Here is a 25,002-nt window from a genome sequence, read left to right as displayed (position 1 = left end):
ATTGGCGATAACATCTTTTAATTTTGATAGTATAAAAACAGATAATCATGAAAAAAATTCTTGTACCCATAGACTTTTCAGAATATTCAGAATATGCATTGCAGGTTGCAGCACTATTGGCTAAACAGCAAAATGCTGAAATCATAGTATTGCATATGCTGGGATTGTCTGAAGCCGTATTGATTAAAAATGAAGCTCAGGAGGCAAATGAAGCGATGTATTATATGAAGCTTGCCGAAAAAAGGTTTAGTACCTTTCTAGATAAAGAATATCTTAAAGGTATTGAAGTTACAGAGACTGTACAAAATTATAAGATTTTTAGTGAAATTAACGAAGTCGCTCATGAAAAGGAAGCAGATCTTATCGTTATGGGATCCCATGGTATTAGCGGTTTACGAGAAGAAGTGTTTATAGGATCAAACACAGAAAAAGTAGTACGCACATCAGATATCCCAGTATTGGTCATAAAGAACCCTGTAGATAACTTTGTTTTAAAAGAAGTTGTATTTGCCTGTGATTTTAAGGTAGAAAATATTAAAGCATATCATAATGCAATGACACTATTTAACTCCCTAGGCGTTAATATACATTTACTATATGTTAATTTACCGGGAGAACAATTTAGAAGTTCGGACCAAATAGAAGAAAGAGTAAAAGAATTCCTTTTTAAAGCAGATTCTGGTAATCTTGATATGTATAATAAGGTAGCTTGCTTTAACGATTATAGTGTAGAAAGCGGAGTCTTTAATTATAGTAAAAAGATCAATGCAGATATTATTGCGATTCCTACTCATGGTCGTCGTGGTTTGGCGCATTTCTTTAATGGTAGTATCGGTGAGGATATTGCAAATCATGCAAACAAGCCTGTGATCACGTTTAAAATATAAATCAAAAAAACCTCGCAGGTTTCTAAAATCTGCGAGGTTTGTATTATAATCGTAAGGTGTTTTTATAAGGTTCCTAAAGCAATATCAATCATTTTGCTAAAAGTCGTTTCTCTTTCTTTTGAAGATGTTTTTTCTCCCGTGACTAATGAATCAGATATCGTTAAAATAGCTAAAGCTTTAACCTTATGTTTTGCTGCAATAGTATACAACCCGGCAGTTTCCATCTCAACACAAAGTACTCCAAATTCTGCCCAACGCTGATATGAATTAGGGTTGTCTTCATAGAACTCATCAGAAGATAATACATTTCCCGCTTTAATAGGAATGTTATTATCTTTTGCATACTGTATTGCTTTCATAAATAATTCGAAATCTGCAGTAGGAGAATAGTCCGAATTTATAAATCGTGCAGTATTGATATTCGAAGTAGAAGAGGCAGCCATGGCAATAACAATATCTTTGAGCTTAATATCTTTTTGATATGAACCTGCAGAACCCACTCGAATTAAATTTTTGACTCCATAATCACTAATAAGTTCATGACTGTAAATTAAAGCAGAGGGAATTCCCATTCCAGTACCCTGTACAGAGACAGGTTTTCCTTTATAGGTTCCGGTATAGCCAAGCATTCCTCTAATTTCATTGTAACAGATAGGATTGTCAAGAAAAGTTTGCGCAATCCATTTGGCACGCATAGGGTCTCCTGGTAATAAAACTGTTTCTGCTATTTCTCCCGGTTGTGCTGCGATGTGTAGACTCATCTTATTTTATTTTGAAGTTACTATAGTGACCCCAGATGAGGTACCAATTCTGGATACACCTAAATCAATGTATTGCTTTGCTGTTTTCAAGTCTCTGATTCCTCCAGAAGCTTTTATCTGGATGTTATCCTGCACTTCATTTTTCATGAGTTTTACATCATCCAAAGTAGCACCGCTGGTGCCAAAACCTGTAGATGTTTTTATAAAATCTGCTCCCGCATTTAAGGATAATTGACAAGCAATTTTCTTTTCGGCATCGGTGAGATAGCAATTTTCAAAAATTACTTTCAGGACACGTTCTCCAATTACTTTCTTTATTACTCTTATTTCCTCTTCTACAATAGTATAGTACCCGGATTTTAAGAGTCCGATATTAAGTACCATATCAATTTCATTTGCACCTTCATCAATACATTGTTGAGCTTCATATATCTTTACTTTGGTAATTGTAGCACCCAAAGGAAAACCTATTACAGCTGCTATATTAACATCTGTATGCATTAATTCACTTTCTGCCAGACCAACATAATAACTATTTACACAAACTGCATAAAAATGATATTCTTTTGCTTCTGCACAGAGTTTTTTAATATCATCAACTGTAGCATCTGCTTTTAATAATGTGTGATCTATATATGTATTGAGTGTCATGGTTATTGGTGTGAATTTATTACTCCAAGCAGATCATTTTTTTGCAATACTCCAGATTGCCTCCAGAGTTGTTTGCCTTCTTTAAATAATATCATTGTGGGTACACCGCGAACCTGATATTTTGATGCTAAAGGTTGATTTTTATCTACATCAATCTTAACAATCTTGATCGTATCTCCCAGTTCATCTTTAACCTCTTTAAGAATAGGCGCAAGCATTTTACATGGGCCACACCAATCTGCAAAAAAATCTATCAATACTGGTGTTTTTGATTCAATGATATTGCTAAAACTACTTTTCATCTGTTTTTTTTTATCATTATGGCTATTCATACTGCCAAATCTCTTAATTGCTAAGTTATAATAATGAACCGAGAAAGTTTTTAATTAAAGAAATTAACTTACTATCGGGCGGTCATTATATTTTTTGATAAGATGCATTATAACTTTTATTGGGATTTCTATAGAATACGTTCCCGTATACGAAGGACAAATTACACAATCATCAAAATAAAATTCTACAGTATCATCATTTACCACAAAATTATTTTTATAAGCTTTAAAATCCCCTTTTGAAAGCTCCCAACAGTCATAATACAATTCTCCAGAACTAATACCGTCCTTTATAATTGTATTTATAGTAGTAAACACTTCTTCTTCTGTGCCAGTTTCAAAGAAATCATCAAAATAAATGAAATCATGTTTTTTAAGATCAAAGTTCACACAATCAAAGAGGTATGTAGAATATAGCATTCCAGAATAATAATTCTCCTTGTAAAGGACAACACTAATACGATCACTTTTTACACTATAGATTTTATAATCAATAATTCTTTTATCTCTAAACCTATCGATTTTTAAGGTGTCACAAAGTAACTCTTTGTCTTCAAGAATTTGATTTTCTGTTTTTTCAATATTCAGATAATTTTCTGAAATAAAATTATTAAATACCGAGTATAAAGGATCCATTTTCTCATTTAGGTATGGATATTTGTAATCCAGAACATAAAGATCTTCTTCTTTTAAAAAGCTCTTAGAAATTACTAATTCTTGTAATTTGGTTTTATCATCTTTGGCGGTAATTAATCGTTCTTTTTTAATAGCTTTTGTTTTCTCTTTGTTGAGCTCAAGATTTTCTTCAGAAAAAACCAATATCGTATCTTCTGCTTTTTGTTCTGTATGTTGTTCGGTTTCTTGTTGCTCTGATGATTTTTGCGGAGAGACCTCTTTTTTACATGCAATAAGGCTTAAAAAAATGAGGCAAGCGATAAGAGTTTTCATAGGTTTGTTTTTAATTCATATAAAAATAGGGCAGCAAATCATCAAAAAATATGATAATGATCATCTTGTTTAACAAATGAAAAGACGGATTTCGTTAGAAACCCGCCTCTTACTATGTAGTGTGTAATTAAAAAAATCTGTTTTCTATTTGTTTTTACAAATATGTAATCAAACTAATCATAAGAAAGCTTGATGAATACAGATAATCTTTGAACCGTTACCGGTGTTAATTTTCATATAGTCCTAATCTGTTTTTAAGTATGTTCATTTCATTTTGAATTTGATGAACTCGTTCTAGTAGACGCATGATGACTTCGACTCCTTCGAGGTTAATTTCTAATTCTTTATTGAATAGTATAATTTGTTCGATTCTGGGTAATTCGTCAGAGTTTAAAAATACGGTTTGACGAATAGTAATAATTTCAATTAATCCAAACTCATGTAATGAGTTTATGAAGGAGAATTCTATCTCGTGACGTGAACAGAATTCTATTGCTGGTATAAGATGTCCTTTAGTCATTATAATACATTTAAAGCTTGGATAATGTTCTAAATAATTCTTTTTGTTGTTTCGACAGGTTATTTGGGATTTTGATAGCATATGTGATAAAAAGATCTCCAAATTGTCCTTCTTTTTTATATACCGGAAATCCTTTTCCTTTTAGTTTGGCTTTGGTTCCATTTTGAGTTTCGGGTTTTACATTTAGTTTTACTTTTCCGTCAAGGGTTTCGATTGTAATTTCACCACCCAAAACTGCAGTATACAAATCAATATCTACTTGTAGATAGAGATCACTTTTGATCCGTTTAAACAAGGTTTTGTTTTCAATACGAAAAGTAATGTATAAATCTCCATTTGGACCTCCTCCGATTCCTGGACCTCCATGATTTTTGATCTTTATAGTTTGCCCGTTTTCAACTCCTGCAGGAATTGTAATACGAATATTTTTTTTGTTAACAGTTAGTGTTCTCTTATGTGTCTTATAGACATCCATTAGATCAAGATGTAATTCTGCATTATAATCTTCTCCTCTATATCGAGTTCTACCTTGTGCAGAACTTCTCCTTGAACCTCCAAACATAGACTCGAAAAAATCTGAAAAATCACTTTCTGAGTAATTTTTATAGTATTGCTGTTGTCCAGATCGATTGTATTGTTGCTGAGATTGCTTGGCTTTTTCAAACTCTTCTGCATGTTTCCAATCTTTACCGTATTGATCGTATTTTTTTCGGTTTTCGGGATTACTTAATACTTCATTTGCTTCATTAACTTCTTTAAATTTTCTTTCTGCTTCTTTATCATTTGGATTTAGGTCTGGGTGATATTTTCGAGCTTGTTTTCTATACGCCTTTTTAATATCTCCTTCTGAAGCATTTTTTGAAACATCTAATATTTTATAGTAATCAATAAACTCCATATGCTAACTTGAAAATTAGTTATTGTTTTTCAAAAATTAATTTTAATCGACCAAGCATCATTAATTCAGATTTGTTTTTGCCAGAAAACGCACCTGCAATGGCATTAGATGTAGTCCAAATCAATTGTTTTAGTCTATCTGTAAAAAGAGATTGGTGTTCTTTAAAAAATGTTTCGAATTGAGTAAAGCAATCTTCTGCACTCAACTCTTCATGATCAAGCCAGTCAAAAACAATCTCGATTTGAAAAGAAGCATCGACACCAAACTCATCTTCAATGTCATCTACTTTTAACCATTCTGTCTTTACAATTTTTCGTAAGGAATCGTATTCTGATTTGCGGACTACTTTATCCGATGCAGCAATTGCATAAAATAGCTTGCCTAGGTTTTGATAAAATATAATCCCTATATTTTGAGCAGTATTCATATCATAAAAAATTATCGGTTAATGAATATAAATTTAATCAGATCTGATCATATTTTTTATGACATAAATCAGTTCTGGTAATAAATCAAAATCATTACTTTTGAAGCATGAAAGTTTTCGAAAAGGATAATAATATTTTCAAATTACTTTCTGAGGCCATTTCAGAAGGGATCATTGTGGTGAACGAGGAGCAAACAATAGTAGCAACTAATGGTTCTGCGAATACTATTTTTGGTTATGACAAAGATGAGTTAGTGGGAAAACACCTTAATACTTTGATACCAAGAAAATACCATCACGGTCACAAAAAACACTTTGAAGGTTTTGTAGACCACAGTGAAAAACGACATATGGGAGCAGGGCGAGATCTTTTTGGGATACGAAAAGACGGTTCTGTATTTCCGGTAGAAGCAGGATTAAATCCATTTACAATTTATGGTAACAATTATGTAATGGCCCTTGTTATCGATATTACACTTCGGAAACAACAAGAACAGCAAATACAAGATCTAAATGCTAAGCTAGAGCATAAAATAGAAGAACGTACAGAAGAACTGCATCATACCATACAAGAATTAAAAGAAGAAGTAAAACTTCGTATGGAGGCCGAAGCTCAAACCAAAGAATCTTTAAAAAAAGAACGAGACTTAAGTGAGTTGAAAACAAAATTTCTTTCGCTTGTTTCACATGAATTTAAAACACCATTAAGTGGTATTCTTACTTCTGCCACACTTGCAGGAAAATACACTAAAACAGAACAACAGGAAAAGAGAGAAAAGCATCTCGATACCATAAAAAACAAAGTAAAGTACTTGGACAATATCCTTAATGATTTTTTATCTATCGAACGATTAGAAACAGGTAAAGTAACCTATAAATACAGTCAGTTTCCACTAAGTAAAGTTGTTAATGAAGTGGTCTATGATGCTAATATGTTACTTAAAGACGGGCAAAGAATAAATTACCCTAAGGATATTGATGACTATGTTATAGAGTTTGATGAAAAGATTTTGGAGCTTGCACTCACTAATTTAATTAACAACGCCATCAAGTATTCTGGAGAACATACCACTATAGATTTACAGGTATGTTTTGAAGATGATATCCTTACATTTAAGATTATCGATCAAGGTATTGGTATTCCTAAAAAAGAACAAGATTTTATTTTTAAGCGATATTTTAGGGCAGAAAATGCCTTGTTAGATCAAGGAACTGGTATTGGACTAAATATTGTGAAAAGTCATTTGGAAAACCTAGGAGGGAGTATTACTTTTACGAGTAAGGAAAATAAAGGTTCTACATTTACTGTTACTGTACCTACAACCAATACTCACGAATCATGAAAACTATTCTTTTAATCGAAGATGACACAGCACTTAGAGAAAACACTGCAGAACTGTTAGAACTTTCAGATTATAAAGTAATCACCTCTCCAAATGGAAAAGTTGGGATCGTTAAGGCCAAGGAAGAAAAACCAGATATCATTGTTTGTGATATTATGATGCCCGAAGTTGATGGATATGGAGTACTAGAAGCATTGTCCTTTGATACGACAACCAACCATATTCCTTTTATATTTTTATCTGCAAAAACAGAACATAAAGAGATTAGAAAAGGAATGGACTTGGGAGCAGATGACTACCTAACCAAACCTTTTGAAGAGGAGGAGCTATTGAATGCAATCGAGAGCCGTCTTGCAAAAGCAGCATTACTGTCTAAAATTGTTAGAGATCAACAATCCTCTACTAAAAGTACTTCTGAGGATAACGGACTTAGGAATTTACATGAGCTTAAGAATTTTTTTGATGATAATGGTGAGATTTCTGAATTTAAGAAAGGAGAAGTAATCTATGAAGAAGGAGAGCATTCTAATAACATATATCTCATCCTAAAAGGAGTTGTTAAAAGTCATAAAATGGATGAGAATGGTAAAGAACTGATCACTACTTTATACAAAACCGATGATTTCCTAGGATTTACTTCGTTTATAGATAATACACCATATTTAGAATCAGCAACAGCGGTTGAAGACTCTGAATTAGCAGGAATATCAAAAAACAATTTAAAAGAGATTCTAGAAAAAAGTAAGAATATTTCTCTCGAATTAATGGAGCTACTTACAGATAATCTTTCTGAAATTAAAGAGCAACTATTACAAATGGCCTATAGTTCGGTACGCAAAAAAACGGCACAAACGATACTTCAATTTGCCGACGTATTGAATAAAAAATCTCAGGATAGTATAAAAATATCCAGAAATGATTTGGCAAGTGTAGCCGGGATTGCAACAGAAAGTTTGATACGTACATTATCCAGTTTTAAAAAAGATGGGTTGATTGAAATCGAAGGGCGTAACATAAAAATTCTGGATTTATCTGGCCTTCAGCTAGTAGAATAAAAATACAAAAGCACTCAAACTGATTTTTGTCATATTTTTCATGAGTACATCCTAATACATTTGCTGTATTAGAAAGTATTAAAAATGAAGAACATCCTGATCCCTACAGATTTTTCTGAAAATTCGTGGAATGCCATTACATATGCATTGTCATTTTTTAAAAGGGTGAAATGTAACTTTTATTTGCTACATGTCTCTCCCTTTGAAGAAATGATGGGAGGAGATTCATTTTATGGTTCAAAAGAAACAGTCTTAGAAAAAAGCACGCAAAGCGATAAAGAGCAAATGCAATTATTGCTTAAAAGAATAGAGAAACTACCTTTAAATACGAAACATAGCTTTTTCACAATTAATGAATATATCTTTTTTGTAGACGCGATTAGAAAACAGGTCAAGGAAAAGAATATTGATTTTATTGTTATGGGAACCAAAGGAGCTTCTGGGATTAAGGAAAAAACCATAGGCAGTAATACAGGAGATGTAATTACAAAAGTAAAATGCCCGGTTTTGGTTATCCCCGAAAATGCCAAGTATACTAAGCCTAAAGAAATTGCATTTCCCACAGATTATAATATGTTATACAAAAGTAGAGTGCTAAATACGATCATGGATACTCTTACTTTAAATGAAGCCGCTTTACGGATTTTGCATGTTGCCAAAAAAGAACAAGAATTAACCGATCGACAAAGAAAAAATAAAGACTTTCTAGATGATTCTATAGATGAAATAGAGCATAGTTTTCACTTCCTGTCTAACCCCAATATCGAAGAAGCGATACAATGTTTTGTTGAAAGCAGAGACATTGATATGATTACTATGATTGCCAAAAACCTTAATTTCTTCCAACGTATTTTGTTTCACCCTACAGTCGAAAAAATAAGTTATCATATTAATATCCCTTTTTTAGTATTACATGAATAATTTGTAAATGAGGAGAGAAGAAATATCGGGTTTTTATAATATAATTAATTAGGTGTAAGCTAGCCACATTGATGACAGCTAAGAATAGTTCAAAAAACAAAAAAATGGGCACAAATTTAATTCATAAATATAATATTCCTGGACCTCGATACACAAGTTATCCTACTGTCCCTTATTGGGATATCAATACTTTTTCATTAAAAAAATGGACAACATCCATACAACAATCGTTTACAGAAAGTAATAATACAGAAGGAATAAGTTTATATATCCACCTACCATTTTGTGAAAGTATGTGCACTTTTTGTGGATGCAATAAACGTATTACAAAACGACATGATGTAGAGGAACCCTATATAAATACGATTTTAAAAGAATGGCAATTGTACCTTAAATTTTTTGAGACTAAGCCCAAAATAAAAGAGTTACATCTGGGAGGAGGTACACCTACATTTTTTTCGCCCGAAAATTTACAGTATCTAATTAATGGTATTTTCTCTGGAGTAGAACAAGCAAAAGATTGTGAATTAAGTTTTGAAGGGCATCCCAATAATACTACTAGAGAACATTTGCAGGCGTTATATGATGTTGGTTTCAGAAGAGTAAGTTTTGGTGTGCAGGATTATAACGAAACGGTACAAAGAGCAATCCATAGGATTCAACCTTTTGAGAATGTAAAATATGTAACAGAGACTGCCAGAGAAATTGGCTTCACCTCTGTTGGGCATGACATTATTTTTGGACTGCCTTTTCAAACACAAGAAGCAGTAGTTGATACAATCCTAAAGACAAAAGAACTATTACCTGATCGACTGGCATTCTACAGTTATGCGCACGTACCATGGCAGAAAGGTAATGGGCAACGAGGTTTTAAAGAATCGGATCTCCCAACAGGAGAACAAAAGCGGAAACAATATGAAATAGGAAAAAAGCTACTATCAGAAGTAGGTTATGTAGAAATTGGGATGGATCATTTTGCCTTAAAAAATGATTCACTATACCAATCTATGGAAAATCAAAGTCTGCATCGTAATTTTATGGGATATACAGCTTCCAAAACACATGCAATGATTGGTTTGGGAGTATCTGCAATTAGTGATAGTTGGTATGGTTTTGCTCAAAATGTAAAAGGAGTAGAAGAATACCAGCATTTGGTGAAAGAGGGTATTATTCCTGTTTATCGAGGGCATATTTTAACTATAGAAGATCAGATTATACGCAAACATATCCTTAATTTGATGTGTCATTTTAGTACCAAATGGGAAGATGATCATATGTATTTTAAAGAACTACCCGAGGTGTTACAGAACTTAAAAGAATTAGAAGCAGATCAATTACTGGTGATTAATGATTCTCATATTCATGTCACAGAAAAAGGACGCCCTTTTGTTCGTAATATCTGTATGGCTTTTGACCTTAGATTACAACGAAAAATACCAGAAACAATGTTGTTTTCAATGACTGTTTGATACTCTTAAGAATTTGAAAAGCTATTCTTTTTTCTGTTTTGATGTTTTGAAGCCATAGATAATTTGACCAATAAAATTTTCAGGGACTTTTTCATCACCAGGAAATCCTAAAGCTATTGTGCCGCTATCTTCGGGGATATAGTTGGTCTTAAAGATATAATCCCAAAGACTTAAACTAATTCCAAAATTCACACCATAAGAGCCTTTAGGTAATTCATAAGAATGATGATATAAATGCATGACTGGGTTATTTAGGATGTATTTAAGCGGTCCCCAGGTAATTTTTATATTAGAATGATTAAAATGACCAATTGTAATTGCTAAAAAATGTACAATGTAAGCCTGTTCTGGTTCAAAACCACCTAGAACCATTACACCAATAGTTTTAAGTGGTTTATAGAAAATGTTTTCCATCCAATGATATCTTAGGTGTGCAGCAAACCCCATTTCTTTAACAGAATGGTGTATTTTATGAAATCTCCATAAGAATGGATACTTATGAAGTAAAATATGGGTAAACCATTGCACAAAATCCAGTACAATAAAAAATAGTAGAAGTTGTACCCATGTAGAAAGATTAGAAACATCAATTATGGTTAAAGTTTTTGCAGAAACCCCAATATCTTTAAAAATTACTTCAAGTAGCTTATAAAAACCACTTATAGCAATAGCAAAAAGAAAAAAATTAAAAAACATATAGAAACCATCTAGCCAAAAATCTTTTCTAAAAACAGATTGATTTTTTCTCCAGGGAAAAATAACTTCTAACCCCCAGACTAATAATGATATAATTATAAGTCCCCAGAAATAATTGGTATACCATGGAACTTCAAATAACATTGATTTCCATGTCCATTGTATATTACCCATAAAGGAGTCGATAAATGCACTTATATATTTTTCCATAACTATTATTTTATTGTTGTTGTCTCATCTTGTTCAAAAGGCAGATCATTAAAATAACTCCATTCTACCCAGGAACCATCATAATTTTTGACATTTTTGTATCCTAGTAATTCTGTGAGCACAAAGGTGGTATGTGCAGAGCGTACTCCACTATGACAGTATGTGATGATAGTATCTGTTTTTGATGCTCCCATTCTGTCATAAATAGTATTTAGATCATCATAAGATTTAAATTTGTACGTTCCCTTATGGTCTATTGTTTCTGCCCAATCGATAAGTATACTTTTTGGAATTCTCCCTCCTTTATTAGCTCCTTTTTTTTGTTTTTTGCCGCTAAATTCATCAATATTTCTGGTGTCTAGAATGACGACTTGTTTATCAGAGTTTATGGCTTTAATGATTTCTTCTTTTGTAATATATAGTTCAAAAGTATTATTATGAAGTGTAAAAGTTGATGGAGTAATCGATACAGTATGATTATTAATCAAGCCTCCTGCTTTTTTCCAAGAGATTAACCCTCCATTTAATATTTTTACAGATTTAAAATCATAATTTTTAAGTACCCACCAGAAGCGAGCAGCATCACAGGATCCTCTATCATCATATACTATTAAGGTATCGTTATTTTTAATCCCTAATCTGCTAAATAATTGCTCAATTTTTTCTTTTTTAGCCATCATCCCGTTATAGGGGTATGAAAAGTCCTCTATGTCTGTACGCCAGATGTTTATTGCCCCATTAATATGATTTTTAGCATAGTCTTCTGCTGTTCTAAAATCTATTATTTTTATATGTTGCTGTTTTGAAAGAGATACTAATTCTTCAACTTCTATTAGATGTTTAGAACTATAATAAGTTTTTGTATCTATTTTGGTTTCTGTAGAAATCACATCCTTTACTTTATCTTTAGATTTTGTACAGGAAAAAAATAGTGTCCCCAAAATTATCATGCTGCTAATCCTGTAAATCATACCACTCAGTATTTGTTAATATTTCACGCCTTCCTTTTTTCTTGGGAGGATAATTAGTAACGAGGTAGTTTACAATGATTTCTTCATTGGTTCCTAAATCCCATAAGTTTTGAGTTTCCTGCATCCATCGTATCGTTTCTATCCATCGTTCTGTAGTCATCCTGTTTTGTATAAGGAGCTTAGACGAATGACAATTAGTGCAATTATTTATTACTTCCATTAACCCTTTGGCTTCAACCAGGCCAGTTCTTAGATGTATTCCATTTTCAATTTTGTCTTCATCTTCTTCTATGGTTGTAACATAAGTTGAATTAAACTCTTCTTTTTTAAATGCAGACAATGTAGGGTCAACAAGAAGATAAACCCCACTAATCGTAATCATTCCAACCATAATGAATAGTATTACCAAAAGTCGATAAATAACTTTAACATAGTGTCTGAATTGATTTTGCTGTTCCATTTATGTGACTTTTATTGCAATACGGTGACAGGCATTATTTAAGTATCCCTTAGGATTCCAACCGGGGAGAATCATAGGCTGGCTAACACCTTGTGTATCTGTGGCACGTGCCCAAACTTCATAGTATCCTTTTTTCGGAAAATTAATAGTCGCATAAAAATGCTGCCAGGCAAGACGATTTACAGGTTTTTCTATTGAACATTTTTCCCAGGTAGCTCCAAAATCAATTGAATATTCCATTTTATCGACTTCCAATTCGCCAGCCCAGGCATGCCCTCTAATATTTATTTTTTTTCCTTCATCAATCATCGCTCCTGATTTAGGATGTGTAATTAAGGATTTTATAGGCATCGATTCTATGATACACATATCTTCATCACTTACTTTTTTACCAGGTGCTACTGGTTCACAAGGTATTCGATATGCAGTCCCTTTCATTTTGGTGCCATCGTGTATTTTGTTACGGACACTAATTCTGTTGATCCACTTACCAGAAACAGAAGCAGGCCATCCTCCAACGATCAAACGTAGAGGATATCCATGAACTAATGGAATATCTTCTCCATTCATTTGAAAGGCTAATAGTGTTTCATCCTGAAGAGCTTTTGCTACTGGAGCTCCTCGGGATATAGGTTCTTTATTGGGATCTTGACTTAAGTGAGTATCGGCAGCATGATACCCAATGTAAACGGCATTATCTTTTATGCCTACATCTTCAAGAAGATCTCGTAATCTAATACCTGTCCAATTTGCACAAGAGACCGCTCCAACGGTCCATTGATTGCCTTTTGCGGGAGGGTCAAATTCACTACGGCCGTTACCTCCACATTCTAAGGTTAGTTGGTAGGTATGTTGTTTAAATTTTGATTTTAGTTCAGTAAGTGTATAGGTTTTCTTTTGGACTACAGATTCTCCATCAATTGTTAACGTCCAGTTTGTAGCATTTATATTTTTGGGAATTAGACCATTATTTCGAATAAACATATATTTGTTAGGAGTCACTTTATCATCCAATAAATGAGCTTTAGCCTCAATATTCCAAGGTTTGTCATTTAAAATGACCATTCCTTTATCTTTTTTGAATATTTTGTAAGGGTCTGAACCTTGCAATGCCAGTGGCTCGTATCCTTCGGGCATTATAGCTCCAAAAACAATATCATATCCTATGACTGCTACCATAGAACTTAATACCGTTTTTTTAACAAAGTTTCGTCTTTTCATTTGGTAAACAGTTATTGTTTTACCTCATAAATCTAACGTTTTTCATTCTTTATTTCAGTAACAAAGGTTACATATATGTTCTGGTAAGTACAGTCGCGTATTTTATTGAAGTGAATTTATGGGAGTAAATATTATCGAAATACACTATTAATGGCACTCAAAATTTGCAGAAACTATTTCGGTTACAGGTTTAGGAGAAAGATACGGGATCCCTAATCCAAGACCTCGTATAATAAATAATAATCCGATTATGACTACAAATACAGGAATCATTTTTTGAATGTGTTGCCGGGCTTTTCTGTTTAAAAAATTCCCAGCATATACAGCCATTGTCATTAAAGGTATGGTTCCTAATCCAAAAAAAGTCATATACAAACTACCTTTGAGGATATGACCAGAAGCAATGGCTCCAAAAACAGCCATATAAACTAAACCACAGGGCAAAAAACCATTTAAGAAACCAATGGAGAGAAAAGTATCTGGCGTTTTCTTTTTCAAGGCAGCCCCCAGGGCATTTTTGACTTTGGAGATAATTTTGTAAATCGGTTTTGAGAAATTATATTTAGAAAAAATTTGATATGGGATCAATATAACTACGATCATCAAAACGCCAACTCCAATAGATAATTTTTGCTGTAATCCAAAAAGATTTAAACTCTTCCCTATGATTCCGAAGAATAATCCAATGATACTATAGGATAATAATCGCCCAAAATGATATAGAAATACCTGAAAGAATTTTTGAATGGTATTAGATTTGTTTACAGGTAGCATAAAGGCAATAGGACCACACATTCCCACACAGTGAAAACTACCCAATAAACCTAATATGAACGCAGATATAAGCATTTAATATGTAAATGATTTTTTAAATAAATATGAAGTATTTTCATATTTCCAATCAATAGTGATATTCCAACGTCCTTCTAGTAGATTCTTATCTTCAATTATTAATTCTGAAGTAGAGAGTGAAATAGGAATTTCGAAATCCAACTTTTTATTCGATGGTCTGTAGAAGGATATAGTGCCAGAAATATCATTATAGTTTTTATCTTCTGGAAAAGAGATGGCTAGACCTTCTGCTGTTTTTTTAACGATAACATCTTTTAGTAATGTTTTTGAGTTTTTTTCAGCATTGATTTCATTCTGAAAAGCAAGTTCTTGTTTATAATAATCTTCAGTTACCAAATCGTGTTCATAGTCTGAATTAGTATTCATTTTTACAACAAAATATAGGATAAAAGAGATAAACCCTATAAATACTAATACGATGGCGGTTCCCCAGTTTATTTTCATAATATCTTTCTTTAGTTCTGTTATGGGTTTGACCTATACCAGAATGACAAAAAGGAACAAAATACTTGTCATTCAGGCATAGGTTGAAAATCCACTATAATTTATAGTTTTATATTTTTATTACCTATAACTTCTAGGTCCTAAAAATGCAGTAATCGTTGTTTCAATTAATTTGTCATTACTATATACTCCGATTTTTAATCGGTCACTGTCCCCATTTAGAGCAGCACCATTGATTTCAATAAACAAAGTGCCTTCGGCAATTCCCTGTTTAGGAACATTAAAATTCTTATGAGTAACTAGCTCTATTTTCCCTTTATGGGACATTAATTCAAAACGAACATCTTTAATTTCTGCCGTGGTTTTATTAACCAGTTTATAGGTGTATACGTTACTAATGATATTATCATTTTTTCTCTCGTATAATTGCCCTGGTAATCGTAAGATATTTGCTTCTACGTCGTTTCTTAGAAATGACATTCCTAGTAAAACACCAGTTAGAATTACCAGAACAGCACTATACCCTTTTAATCTTGGGGTGAATTTAAATTTTGCTTTTTTAGCAATGTTATCTTCACTGGCATATCGTATTAATCCTTTAGGAAGGTTTACACTTTCCATCATATGATCACAGGCATCAATACAAGCCGTACAGTTTACACATTCTAGCTGTGTACCATTACGAATATCAATTCCTGTCGGACAAACATGTACACATTGAAAACAATCAATACAATCTCCTTTCCCGGTAGAAGGACGGTCTTCATTTTTCTTAAACTTGGCTCTTCCTTCTTCTTTCTCTCCACGCTTATAATCATAAGCAACTACAATTGATTTAGAGTCGAGTAGCACACCTTGTAATCGTCCATAGGGACATGCAATAATACAAACTTGTTCTCTAAACCATGCGAATACAAAATAGAAGACAGCCGTAAATATAAGTAAAGAGATTAGGGTGCTTACATGTTGAAAAGGTCCATCAATGATATATCGTAACAACACATCACTTTCGATCAAATAGGCTAAAAATATATTAGCAATTAGGAACGAGATGATAAAAAATATAATCCATTTAAGGATACGTTTTCGAATCTTTTCTGCATTCCAAGGTTGTTTATTTAGACGTATTTGTTTTCCGCGATCACCTTCGATCCAGTATTCTATTCTTCGAAAAACCATTTCCATGAAAATCGTTTGCGGGCATATCCACCCACAAAATATCCTACCAAAAGCAACGGTGAATAGAGTTATAAATATAACACCAATGAGCATGGATATCACAAACAAATGAAAATCTTGAGGCCAAAATGGTGCTCCAAAAATGTTAAAACGGCGTTCTAGGACATTAAATAGTAAGAACTGGTTACCGTTAATTTTGATGAAAGGAGCAGAAATAAGAAATATCAATAATCCATAACTCACCCATTTACGATAATCGTAATACTTACCATTAGGTTTTTTGGGATACACCCATGCACGTTTACCCTCTTCGTTTATGGTGCCGATAGAATCTCTAAATCTTTCGTTTTCGGGTGTTTCCAATGGTTTTGATTTTATTCGTTCAGTACTACCTACAGTTGTTAAATTCGAAACAGATTCAGGAATTTCTTCCTTCTACTTTTTTATTTCTGTGCATCGGGGTCAGTCCAAATTTCTCCTTGTGCTTCTTTTGGTTCGGCTGGAGTTGTACCTACTAATGTGATAATGTAACTCGCCACTTGCGCCATTTCAACAGGTTTTAGAGTTTGTTTCCAGGCAACCATTCCTTTTCCATCTCGACCTCCTTCAGAAATTGTTCTAAACACATTTTTGATACCTCCTCCCAGAATCCAATGTTCATCAGTAAGATTTGGTCCAATACCGCCACCACCATCTGCCTTATGACAGGCAACACAATTGGTTGTATAAACGGCTTTACCTGCATTGATATCAGAAGCATCTGTTAGTAATGTAACAGTGTTTACATCAACCAAATCTTTGGCCGTTTTTTTGTATTTTTCGATTGCAATTTTAGCTTCGGCTACTTCGGTTTCATATTCTTCTGCCTGGGTATATTCATTAAATACATGAAAACGAACTAAATAGGCTATACCAAATATAATTGTAGCATAAAACATATAGACCCACCATGGTGGTAAATTATTATCGAGCTCTTTAATCCCATCATAGTTGTGATCCAAAATGATTTCTTCTTCACTTTCTACTGGTTTACTGTCGAGGAGCTTTAAATAGATGTTTTTAAACCATCTAAATTGCTTTTCTTTTTTAGCTTTTTCTGCCAGAAGATAACGCTCTTGTGCATCGGGTTTTAAGGAACGAAACAGGATACTTCTTAATGCTTCTAAACTAATTTCTATTGCTATGATAAATAGCAGAACCATTCCTAATACCAACCAGGTAAGGGGTTGTGTTATAAATGCAGATTGTTCTCCTGATTCTACAGTTACTTCTATTAATAGATATGCTATGAATAGAAAAGCTATAATTCTTATATAGGATGCAGTACTTCTCATAACACGTTTTCGTTTTCAGTTTCTAATGGAATTTGACTAACTTCTTTTATATGTTCTTTTTTTGCGGTGAAAACCCACCAGAATAATGCGGCAAAGAAGATGAAAAAGATAAGTAACGAAATCATAGGGTAGATTTCAATGCCCTCAATACTTTCCATATGGCCTTTTATAAATTTTAGCATGACGTTTATTCTTTATTTTGAACTACAGTTTCTTCGTTTTTAACTTTTATATCGGTTCCTAACCGTTGTATGTAGGCAATTAAGGCTACAACTTCTCTATCTCGCATTTCGATGAAATCCAATCCGTTTTCCTGTGCATATTTTTTATCAGCTTCGTAGGTTTTTACAAAATCAGGATCGGTATACAAGTTTTTCTCTATAGTAGTTGCTTGCTCATCCATCCATTGCTGTGCTCTGGTAATTTCTTCGGGAGTATAAGGAACACCAAGAGTTACCATAGCATTCATTTTGGTTTCTGTATTAGATCGATCAAGCTTGTTTTTGATCAGCCACTTATAACTTGGCATAATAGATCCAGATGAGGTTGTTTGTGGATCATAAAAGTGATTTAAGTGCCAGTTATCAGAATATTTCCCTCCAATTCGCATTAAATCTGGTCCCGTACGCTTACTTCCCCATAAGAAAGGATGATCATAGACATATTCACCTGCTTTAGAATATTCTCCATATCGCTCTACTTCACTACGGAAAGGTCTGATCATTTGCGAATGACAAGACACACAGCTTTCTCTAATATAAATGTCTCTTCCTTCTAACTCAAGAGGAGTATATGGTTTTACGCTGGTAATCGTTGGTATATTAGATTTTACCATTAGCGTAGGAACTATTTGTACGATCCCACCAATTAAGATTGCTATGGTTGCAAAGATGGTTAGTTTCACAGGTCTTCTCTCTAACCAGGTATGATATCCTTCTTTAACGGTTCTATGTTTGGTCACTTTGGCAAGTGGAGCAGCTTCTGCAAGTTCATCTGTAACGGTACTACCATTTCTTATAGTTTTAATTACGTTATATATCATGATAAACATTCCGAAGATGAATAAACTACCACCGATAGCACGCATCCAGTACATTGGGATGATTTCATTTACAGTTTCTAAGAAATTACCGTAAGTAAGTGTTCCATCTGGATTAAATTGTTTCCACATAGAAGCTTGTACAAATCCGGCAACATACATAGGTAATGCATACATAATGATCCCCAGAGTACCAATCCAGAAGTGAGCATTAGCCAATCCTGTTGACCACAATTTAGTTTTGAACAGTCTCGGAATTAACCAATAGGCCATCCCGAAGGTTAAAAATCCATTCCAGGCTAATGCACCAACATGAACGTGTGCAATAATCCAATCACTAAAATGCGCAATGGCGTTTACATTCTTTAAGGATAACATAGGTCCTTCAAAAGTGGCCATACCATAACCAGTAATGGCAACTACCATAAATTTTAATACAGGATCGGTACGTACCTTATCCCAGGCACCTCTCAATGTTAGTAACCCATTAATCATACCTCCCCAGGATGGAGCAATTAGCATAACAGAGAATGCTACACCAAGATTCTGTGCCCAATCCGGTAAAGATGAATATAAAAGGTGATGAGGTCCTGCCCATATATAGATAAATATTAAAGACCAAAAGTGAACAATAGATAATCGATATGAATAGACTGGCCTATTTGCAGCTTTTGGAATAAAGTAGTACATCAAGCCTAAGAAAGGAGTAGTAAGAAAGAATGCAACCGCATTATGACCATACCACCATTGTACTAAAGCATCCTGAACACCTGCATATACCGAATAACTTTTTAAAGCACTTACGGGTAATGCAAGACTATTAAAAATATGGAGAACAGCTACTGTAACAAAAGTCGCCAGATAAAACCATATAGCAACATACATATGGCGTTGTCTTCTTTTTAAAATGGTTCCAATTAGATTCCACCCAAAGGCTACCCAAACAATAGCAATTGCAATATCAAAAGGCCATTCTAACTCGGCATATTCTTTTGAAGAGGTATATCCTAACGGAAGTGTAATAGCCGCACCAACAATGATCAATTGCCACGCCCAAAAGTTAACGTTACTAAGTGTATCATTAAACATACGGGTTTTTAACAAACGTTGAGTAGAGTAGTACACTCCTGCAAATATGGCGTTACCAACAAATGCAAAAATAACAGCATTGGTATGCAATGGTCTTAATCTCCCAAAGCTTAACCATGAGATTCCATCTGTTAGATTAGGGAATAAAAATAGAAACGCCAGTAGCAAGCCTACAGACATCCCAACAACACCCCAGAGTAGAGTGGCATATAAGAATTTTTTTACGATTTTATTATCGTAATAGAATTGTTCCATTTCCATATTATGATTGTTTAGTTTTAGTGGATTCTGAAGATTTTTCTTTGCTTTCTTTTATAAGTTCATCATCAAAAAGCATCCTAACAGAAGGAGTATAGACATCATCATATTGACCATTTCTGACCGATATAATAAAGCTAATAAAAAAGACGATGGCAACGATAATACTAATCGTTAAGAGTATATAGATTACACCCATGCTTACTTTTGATTATGAGTCAAAAGTATGCGTGAACATTTTCTAAAAAAATGACATTTATCAGGTTTTATTAATTAAGCCCATTCTTAGCAAGAATATCTAATTTATTGACCTTTTATAGGCGTATAATGTTAATAATTGTTAAAATAGTACCTTTTTATACATAGTACTGTAACAAAAATGATTTATCAACGTCTAGTAGGTATACATCAATTATAAAAACAGAAATTATGAGAACTTTAGACAACAATCAAATCACTAAAAAATTAATTACGACCAAAGGTTATGTTTGGAATTCAAAAAGACGTTACAGATAATTTTAAGTACAACAATTAAAAACAACAACAATTTATAAACCAATCAAAAAACAGAAATTATGAGAACTATAGACAATAACAGAATCACTAGAAAATTAAATGCTCCTATCGGATATACTTGGAACTCAAAAAGACGTTACAGATAATTTTAGGTACAACAATTAAAAAAACTAACAATTTATACATCAATCAAAAAACAGAAATTATGAGAACTATAGACAATAACAGAATCACTAGAAAATTAAATGCTCCTATCGGATATACTTGGAACTCAAAAAGACGTTACAGATAATTTTAGGTACAACAATTAAAAAATTAACAATTTATACATCAATCAAAAAACAGAAATTATGAGAACTATAGACAGTAACAGAATCACTAGAAAATTAAATGCTCCTATTGGATATACCTGGAATTCGAAAAGGCGATACAGATAATTCATATTTATCAACCTATCCCAATACCTTGGGATCAAAAACTAATCATCATGAGAACTTTACGAAATATTAGAAAACAACTAAAAACAGCAACACAAAAACAAAATATGTTTTTGGATTGTGCACCAAAGCTTTATAATTATGAAGACACTTTGTTCACGGGAGTTAAGCGCTACGCACATTAAGTTAAGAATTATTAGATACTAAAAGGCCGAATTTTAATTAAAATTCGGCCTTCATTTATTTTTTTCTAAACTGTAATTTTCCTGTTTCTATCTTGATGGCAGTTTTTGCCAGTATAGTAAAAACGAAGGCTCCTAAAGCCCAAATACCCAGAGTTACTCCAATTTCTATTCCCGTGGGAGTGTATTCCGAAATTTTTCCATAAGGTCCAGGGATAAAACCAGGAACAATCAAACCAAATCCTTTTTCTATCCAAATTGCTATAAAGAGAATAAAGCAACAGAAATATAACACTTTTAAATTGTTGCGTAGCTTACCAAAAGTTAGCAATACGGTTGCTAAGACATTTAAAGGAATCGCTGTCCATATCCACGGTAACAACGCTGTTTTACCTTGTAGGCCAAAGAATAAGTAATATGCGCTTTCACTATGGTGTGTTGGAGCATAAAATTCTTTAAACAACTCCGATATTAACATGATCAGGTTGATTTGAGCCGCTACAGTAACGATCATACCAATTTTTTTGATCGTTTTATCTTCTATTTTAAATTCGGTAAATGTTCTGATGATTGCCAGAACAAGAATAATCAAGGCGGGTCCGGCGGCAAATGCTGATGCCAAAAATCGAGGGCCTAATAATGCATTGTTCCAAAAAGGACGAGCTTGTAAGCCTTGATATAGAAATGCAGTTACCAAATGAATAGCTACTGCCCAAAATACAGATAAAATTGCTCCCGGCACATAGATTTTTGGATTAGGCACTTTTCCCTGATAACGTGTGAACAAAATGTAAAACGGGATCGAGATGTTTAAAAATAAATATCCGTTAAGCACAATAACATCCCAGGTTAACATTGAAGCGGGAAAATTAAAGACTCCGATTCCCGGTATCATATGCCACAATACAGATGGTCCACCCATATCTGCTACAACAAACGCTAAACACATAATCAATGCTGCTACGGCTAGTCCCTCACCAATAAGTACGGCTTGTTTAAAATCAATATCTTTTAATACGTAAGTCGGCATAACGAGCATTACTGCAGCTGCAGCAACACCAACAAGAAATGTAAAATTAGAAATATACAGCCCCCAGCTTACTCTATCGGTCATTCCTGTGACACTTAGACCGTGTTCTATTTGTAAAGAATAACAGTACATACCAATGAGCATGACAAAAGTCAAAAATGCCATCCAGATGTGGTATTTTTTTGAGCCTTGAGTAGTAGTATCTAGGCTATCTTTAACTAAACTTCCAAAAACTTTAAGTCGTTTCATGTGTTGTTTTTTTGGCGTGCCCATAGGGTCGGGCTTTTCACTATATCTTTTCTTACCTACTTCTCGTTCTTCGACAAGCTCAGAGTGACATCTCGAAGTGACAGAAAAGGATGCCGTTTCAATCCCTCACGCAATTTTATTAATCCATAAAATACCAGAACTTAGGTTCTGTCCCAAGATCTTCTTTTAGTCTAAACACTTTTTTATTATTGAGTACCCATCGTATTGTACTTTCGGGATCTAATAAATTTCCGAAAATTCGTGCTCCTGTTGGACAAGCCTCTACACAAGCAGGATTTTTACCAGCCCGTGAACGCTGCACACAGAAAGTACATTTTTCCATTACTCCTTTTTTACGCATACGATTCCCCAGGTAATGTTGATTTTTGTTAATCTCATTTTCGGGAACTTCGGGAGTACTCCAGTTAAATCGTCGTCCGTCATAAGGACAGGCAGCCATACAATATCTACAACCAACGCACCAGTCATAATCTACGACTACTAATCCATCTTCTTCACGCCATGTAGCTTGTACAGGGCAAACTTCTACACATGGGGGATTATCACAATGAAAACATTGTGTTCCCATATAAAAATGACCTTCTGCCGGGACTTCATGGTAATAATTGTCATCGGCTTCATCAAACTTAAGACCTTTACCATCTTTCATTTCATGAATCCGAATATATTCCATCTGCGAATTTCGATCCTGATTATTTTCTTCAACGCAAGCACTTACACAATCCATGTAGCCTTGACATTTAGAGATATTAAAAGCATATCCAAACAGCACATCTTTCTCAGCATTTTTAGAAGACATATCAATATTTTCCCCTTTTCGCAATTGATAGGAACGAACTAATCGGTCGACTGTAGCTTTCTTTTCATCATCGGTCATTAATTTATAGTTACCCTTAAATTGTTCTTCCCAATCGATTTGTGCTTTTTCTTTGGTTTCTTCTCCAGTAGTCAGATTACAAGACGTACTTACTGCTCCGGCTCCGATGACCAAACTAGCGGTTAGTTTCCTAAAAGCAGTTCGGCGATCCATTTGTACATCAAAAACTTGGTCAAAACCATCTTTTTTGCGTTCATCGCCAATAGCAGCATCTACGGCAGCATCAAATTCCTTATCACTAATTTGATCTTTAGTATGAGAGCCGCATCCGCCAGATGTTTTTCCACAACCACAAGAACCCGTATTTTGTTTCTTTTTGCTATTTAGGTTTAGAGAAAACCATTTTTTAGTATTGTCGCTCATTGTTAAATTGTTAAGAGGTATTACATGAAAGTGTGATAGCTAAACTATTCTCGTTCTTTTACTTTTTGAGTATTATACCCGGCAGGCCACCTGGTTTCAAAACCTGGATTGTGTGGGTTGTGGCAATTTACACAGGTCATTGATGCTCTGGGAGGAGCCCATCCTCCTAGCTTTTTGCCATGTGCACCACCTTTCCAATCTTTAAACTGTTTACTGTGGCATTGGCTACATAATTTATAACTTCTATTAAAATCAATGCTTGTGCCTGTTAAACTAGTTAAGTTGTCCATATCATTACCATTATGACAAGTAATGCAGTTCATAGTATTTAAATCCGCATGAGCCAGCTTAATATCCCAATGTGCTTTTTTTGAAGGATCTTTACTTTTTAATTCTTCTAGTGGTTTGGTATGACATTCGGTACAGGCGTATGATTTGATTTCACTTTTACGTTCAGGAATCAAAAATGTATGTGCTCCTTCTGTAATTTTGATTGTTTTAATACCTTCTAAATACTGTTCTGAGGAAATAGAGGTACCGTGATAATTTTTACTCTTGGCCTCTATTTTATCCGTAATATTATGGTATTCACCTTCTCCGTGTTTACATGAAAATAATATGACGGCAAGGAAAGTATACATCAGAATATGTATGTTATTATATCTATTCATTTTCAGTAATATTAGCTCTGGTGAAAACTTCAATATCAGTTACTGCTTTATCTCTAGGAACATGACATTGCCTACAATTTATACGCTCTGGATGAGATACTCTTATCTCTTTTGGAGCTGCAGGTCCAGCATGGCAAGACAAGCAATTTTCTCTCATCTGTATTTGATGCGGGATCATTGGTGGACTCCCGGGTAAAGCATTATTTATCCCAACTTTTGGAGCATAAGCCTTTGCAAAACTATTTTCAGTAAAGAGAGTTTCAGTCTTTTGTACTACATGGCATTGCCTGCAATTAACCATTTCTGGATGTGGTGTAACTGGTGCATATGCATTGAACTTTTGTACAAAACCTCCGTTTTCATGACATTGCAAACAGGTATTTGCTCCTAAACTCATTTCTTCCTTTACAGGATGCGGGATACTGGGCGGCGCTCCAGGATATGCTCTATTATCATAATAAGTGTCTAATGATCTTTGATGTTCTTCATCAACGGGCATATTTGCATATTCTAATGCCAATCCAGAACGCTTGAACACACCGCTCTCTGACGGGATGAATGTATCTGTTGAATTTCCCTCAATAGGGATATAACTTTCTTCCAAACCTTCTTGATAACTATAATTCCAGATAGTGATAAAGGCTATGAACAACAATAAAAAAAGTGATATGATTCCGAGTCTCTTTTTCAT

28 protein-coding genes are annotated in these 25,002 nt (G+C 33.8%); 6 read left to right on the top strand and 22 right to left on the bottom strand.

Going from position 1 to position 25,002, the window contains the following annotated elements; all coding sequences use genetic code 11:
* The first annotated feature begins 47 nt into the window (after positions 1-47).
* Positions 48-887, top strand: a complete 840-nt coding sequence (locus tag AAFU52_RS06445; protein WP_438425891.1) for a universal stress protein — start codon at positions 48-50, stop codon at positions 885-887.
* 62 nt (positions 888-949) lie between these two features.
* On the opposite strand, the gene deoD is transcribed toward AAFU52_RS06445, so the two are convergent.
* From deoD to AAFU52_RS06410, 7 genes are all read right to left on the bottom strand, one after another.
* Positions 950-1,648, bottom strand: coding sequence for a purine-nucleoside phosphorylase (gene deoD, locus AAFU52_RS06440; protein ID WP_024768171.1), 699 nt, complete (start codon positions 1,646-1,648; stop codon positions 950-952).
* 6 nt (positions 1,649-1,654) lie between these two features.
* Positions 1,655-2,299 carry a deoxyribose-phosphate aldolase gene (deoC, locus tag AAFU52_RS06435; RefSeq protein WP_024768170.1) on the bottom strand — a complete coding sequence of 215 codons (645 nt, stop codon included), beginning with the start codon at positions 2,297-2,299 and terminating at the stop codon, positions 1,655-1,657.
* Positions 2,300-2,301: 2 nt separating this feature from the next.
* Positions 2,302-2,601, bottom strand: a complete 300-nt coding sequence (gene trxA, locus AAFU52_RS06430) for a thioredoxin (protein ID WP_438425890.1) — start codon at positions 2,599-2,601, stop codon at positions 2,302-2,304.
* A gap of 93 nt (positions 2,602-2,694) precedes the next feature.
* A complete protein-coding gene (locus tag AAFU52_RS06425; protein WP_024768168.1) occupies positions 2,695-3,579 on the bottom strand; it encodes an RsiV family protein in 885 nt (294 codons plus the stop codon).
* A 226-nt stretch (positions 3,580-3,805) separates the two neighbouring features.
* Positions 3,806-4,099: a chaperone modulator CbpM gene (locus tag AAFU52_RS06420; RefSeq protein ID WP_024768167.1), complete on the bottom strand. Its 294-nt coding sequence runs from the start codon at positions 4,097-4,099 to the stop codon at positions 3,806-3,808.
* A 10-nt stretch (positions 4,100-4,109) separates the two neighbouring features.
* Positions 4,110-4,997, bottom strand: coding sequence for a DnaJ C-terminal domain-containing protein (locus AAFU52_RS06415; protein ID WP_438425889.1), 888 nt, complete (start codon positions 4,995-4,997; stop codon positions 4,110-4,112).
* A 19-nt stretch (positions 4,998-5,016) separates the two neighbouring features.
* Positions 5,017-5,424, bottom strand: coding sequence for a hypothetical protein (locus tag AAFU52_RS06410; protein WP_024768165.1), 408 nt, complete (start codon positions 5,422-5,424; stop codon positions 5,017-5,019).
* A gap of 107 nt (positions 5,425-5,531) precedes the next feature.
* Here AAFU52_RS06410 and AAFU52_RS06405 point away from each other — a divergent pair, with 107 nt between their 5' ends.
* The 4 genes from AAFU52_RS06405 to hemN all read left to right on the top strand — a co-directional run bounded on the left by AAFU52_RS06405 (position 5,532) and on the right by hemN (position 10,212).
* A complete protein-coding gene (locus AAFU52_RS06405) occupies positions 5,532-6,767 on the top strand; it encodes a PAS domain-containing sensor histidine kinase (RefSeq protein ID WP_438425888.1) in 1,236 nt (411 codons plus the stop codon).
* The gene (locus tag AAFU52_RS06400) at positions 6,764-7,822 is read left to right on the top strand and encodes a response regulator (RefSeq protein ID WP_024768163.1); all 1,059 of its coding nucleotides are present in this window, start codon (positions 6,764-6,766) and stop codon (positions 7,820-7,822) included. The genes AAFU52_RS06405 and AAFU52_RS06400 overlap by 4 nt, the downstream gene beginning before the upstream one ends.
* 84 nt (positions 7,823-7,906) lie before the next feature.
* A complete protein-coding gene (locus AAFU52_RS06395; RefSeq protein WP_024768162.1) occupies positions 7,907-8,743 on the top strand; it encodes a universal stress protein in 837 nt (278 codons plus the stop codon).
* 104 nt (positions 8,744-8,847) lie between these two features.
* Positions 8,848-10,212, top strand: coding sequence for an oxygen-independent coproporphyrinogen III oxidase (hemN, locus tag AAFU52_RS06390; RefSeq protein ID WP_024768161.1), 1,365 nt, complete (start codon positions 8,848-8,850; stop codon positions 10,210-10,212).
* Between the two features lie 21 nt (positions 10,213-10,233).
* Here the strand turns inward: hemN and AAFU52_RS06385 are convergent, their stop codons facing one another.
* The 11 genes from AAFU52_RS06385 to ccoS form a co-directional block, all read right to left on the bottom strand.
* Complete coding sequence (locus AAFU52_RS06385; protein WP_024768160.1) at positions 10,234-11,118, bottom strand: sterol desaturase family protein; 885 nt, start codon at positions 11,116-11,118, stop codon at positions 10,234-10,236.
* Between the two features lie 5 nt (positions 11,119-11,123).
* A complete protein-coding gene (locus tag AAFU52_RS06380; protein ID WP_438425887.1) occupies positions 11,124-12,089 on the bottom strand; it encodes a sulfurtransferase in 966 nt (321 codons plus the stop codon).
* On the bottom strand, positions 12,073-12,549 hold the full coding sequence (locus AAFU52_RS06375) for a hypothetical protein (protein WP_024768158.1): 477 nt from the start codon (positions 12,547-12,549) through the stop codon (positions 12,073-12,075). Before AAFU52_RS06375 ends, AAFU52_RS06380 begins: the two co-directional genes overlap by 17 nt.
* Positions 12,550-13,770 (bottom strand): sulfite oxidase, encoded by a 1,221-nt coding sequence (locus tag AAFU52_RS06370; RefSeq protein WP_438425886.1) that lies wholly within the window; start codon positions 13,768-13,770, stop codon positions 12,550-12,552.
* Between the two features lie 147 nt (positions 13,771-13,917).
* Entirely contained in the window at positions 13,918-14,619 is a 702-nt protein-coding gene (locus AAFU52_RS06365) for a sulfite exporter TauE/SafE family protein (protein ID WP_024768156.1), read from the bottom strand.
* Positions 14,620-15,066 carry a FixH family protein gene (locus AAFU52_RS06360; RefSeq protein ID WP_024768155.1) on the bottom strand — a complete coding sequence of 149 codons (447 nt, stop codon included), beginning with the start codon at positions 15,064-15,066 and terminating at the stop codon, positions 14,620-14,622.
* Positions 15,067-15,186: 120 nt separating this feature from the next.
* Positions 15,187-16,608: a cytochrome c oxidase accessory protein CcoG gene (gene ccoG / locus AAFU52_RS06355; protein ID WP_438425885.1), complete on the bottom strand. Its 1,422-nt coding sequence runs from the start codon at positions 16,606-16,608 to the stop codon at positions 15,187-15,189.
* An 80-nt stretch (positions 16,609-16,688) separates the two neighbouring features.
* The gene (locus AAFU52_RS06350) at positions 16,689-17,579 is read right to left on the bottom strand and encodes a cbb3-type cytochrome c oxidase N-terminal domain-containing protein (protein WP_024768153.1); all 891 of its coding nucleotides are present in this window, start codon (positions 17,577-17,579) and stop codon (positions 16,689-16,691) included.
* On the bottom strand, positions 17,576-17,761 hold the full coding sequence (locus AAFU52_RS06345) for a CcoQ/FixQ family Cbb3-type cytochrome c oxidase assembly chaperone (RefSeq protein WP_024768152.1): 186 nt from the start codon (positions 17,759-17,761) through the stop codon (positions 17,576-17,578). Before AAFU52_RS06345 ends, AAFU52_RS06350 begins: the two co-directional genes overlap by 4 nt.
* 5 nt (positions 17,762-17,766) lie before the next feature.
* Positions 17,767-19,968 carry a cytochrome-c oxidase, cbb3-type subunit I gene (ccoN, locus tag AAFU52_RS06340; RefSeq protein ID WP_438425884.1) on the bottom strand — a complete coding sequence of 734 codons (2,202 nt, stop codon included), beginning with the start codon at positions 19,966-19,968 and terminating at the stop codon, positions 17,767-17,769.
* A gap of 1 nt (position 19,969) precedes the next feature.
* Entirely contained in the window at positions 19,970-20,164 is a 195-nt protein-coding gene (ccoS, locus tag AAFU52_RS06335; protein ID WP_024768150.1) for a cbb3-type cytochrome oxidase assembly protein CcoS, read from the bottom strand.
* Between the two features lie 804 nt (positions 20,165-20,968).
* On the opposite strand from ccoS, the gene AAFU52_RS06330 reads away from it, so the two are divergent.
* A complete protein-coding gene (locus AAFU52_RS06330; RefSeq protein ID WP_262482407.1) occupies positions 20,969-21,103 on the top strand; it encodes a hypothetical protein in 135 nt (44 codons plus the stop codon).
* A gap of 55 nt (positions 21,104-21,158) precedes the next feature.
* On the opposite strand, the gene dsrP is transcribed toward AAFU52_RS06330, so the two are convergent.
* From dsrP to AAFU52_RS06310, 4 genes are all read right to left on the bottom strand, one after another.
* Positions 21,159-22,379: a sulfate reduction electron transfer complex DsrMKJOP subunit DsrP gene (gene dsrP, locus AAFU52_RS06325; RefSeq protein WP_024768149.1), complete on the bottom strand. Its 1,221-nt coding sequence runs from the start codon at positions 22,377-22,379 to the stop codon at positions 21,159-21,161.
* A gap of 139 nt (positions 22,380-22,518) precedes the next feature.
* Positions 22,519-23,640 carry a 4Fe-4S dicluster domain-containing protein gene (locus AAFU52_RS06320; RefSeq protein WP_024768148.1) on the bottom strand — a complete coding sequence of 374 codons (1,122 nt, stop codon included), beginning with the start codon at positions 23,638-23,640 and terminating at the stop codon, positions 22,519-22,521.
* 44 nt (positions 23,641-23,684) lie between these two features.
* On the bottom strand, positions 23,685-24,311 hold the full coding sequence (locus AAFU52_RS06315; RefSeq protein WP_024768147.1) for a cytochrome c3 family protein: 627 nt from the start codon (positions 24,309-24,311) through the stop codon (positions 23,685-23,687).
* Positions 24,304-25,002 (bottom strand): nitrate reductase cytochrome c-type subunit, encoded by a 699-nt coding sequence (locus tag AAFU52_RS06310; protein ID WP_438425883.1) that lies wholly within the window; start codon positions 25,000-25,002, stop codon positions 24,304-24,306. Before AAFU52_RS06310 ends, AAFU52_RS06315 begins: the two co-directional genes overlap by 8 nt.

This window comes from Aquimarina macrocephali (assembly GCF_051627225.1).
GTDB lineage: Bacteria > Bacteroidota > Bacteroidia > Flavobacteriales > Flavobacteriaceae > Aquimarina > Aquimarina macrocephali.
The sequence above is the reverse complement of the archived record's forward strand: the minus strand, read 5'-3'. Positions and strand labels throughout refer to the sequence as shown.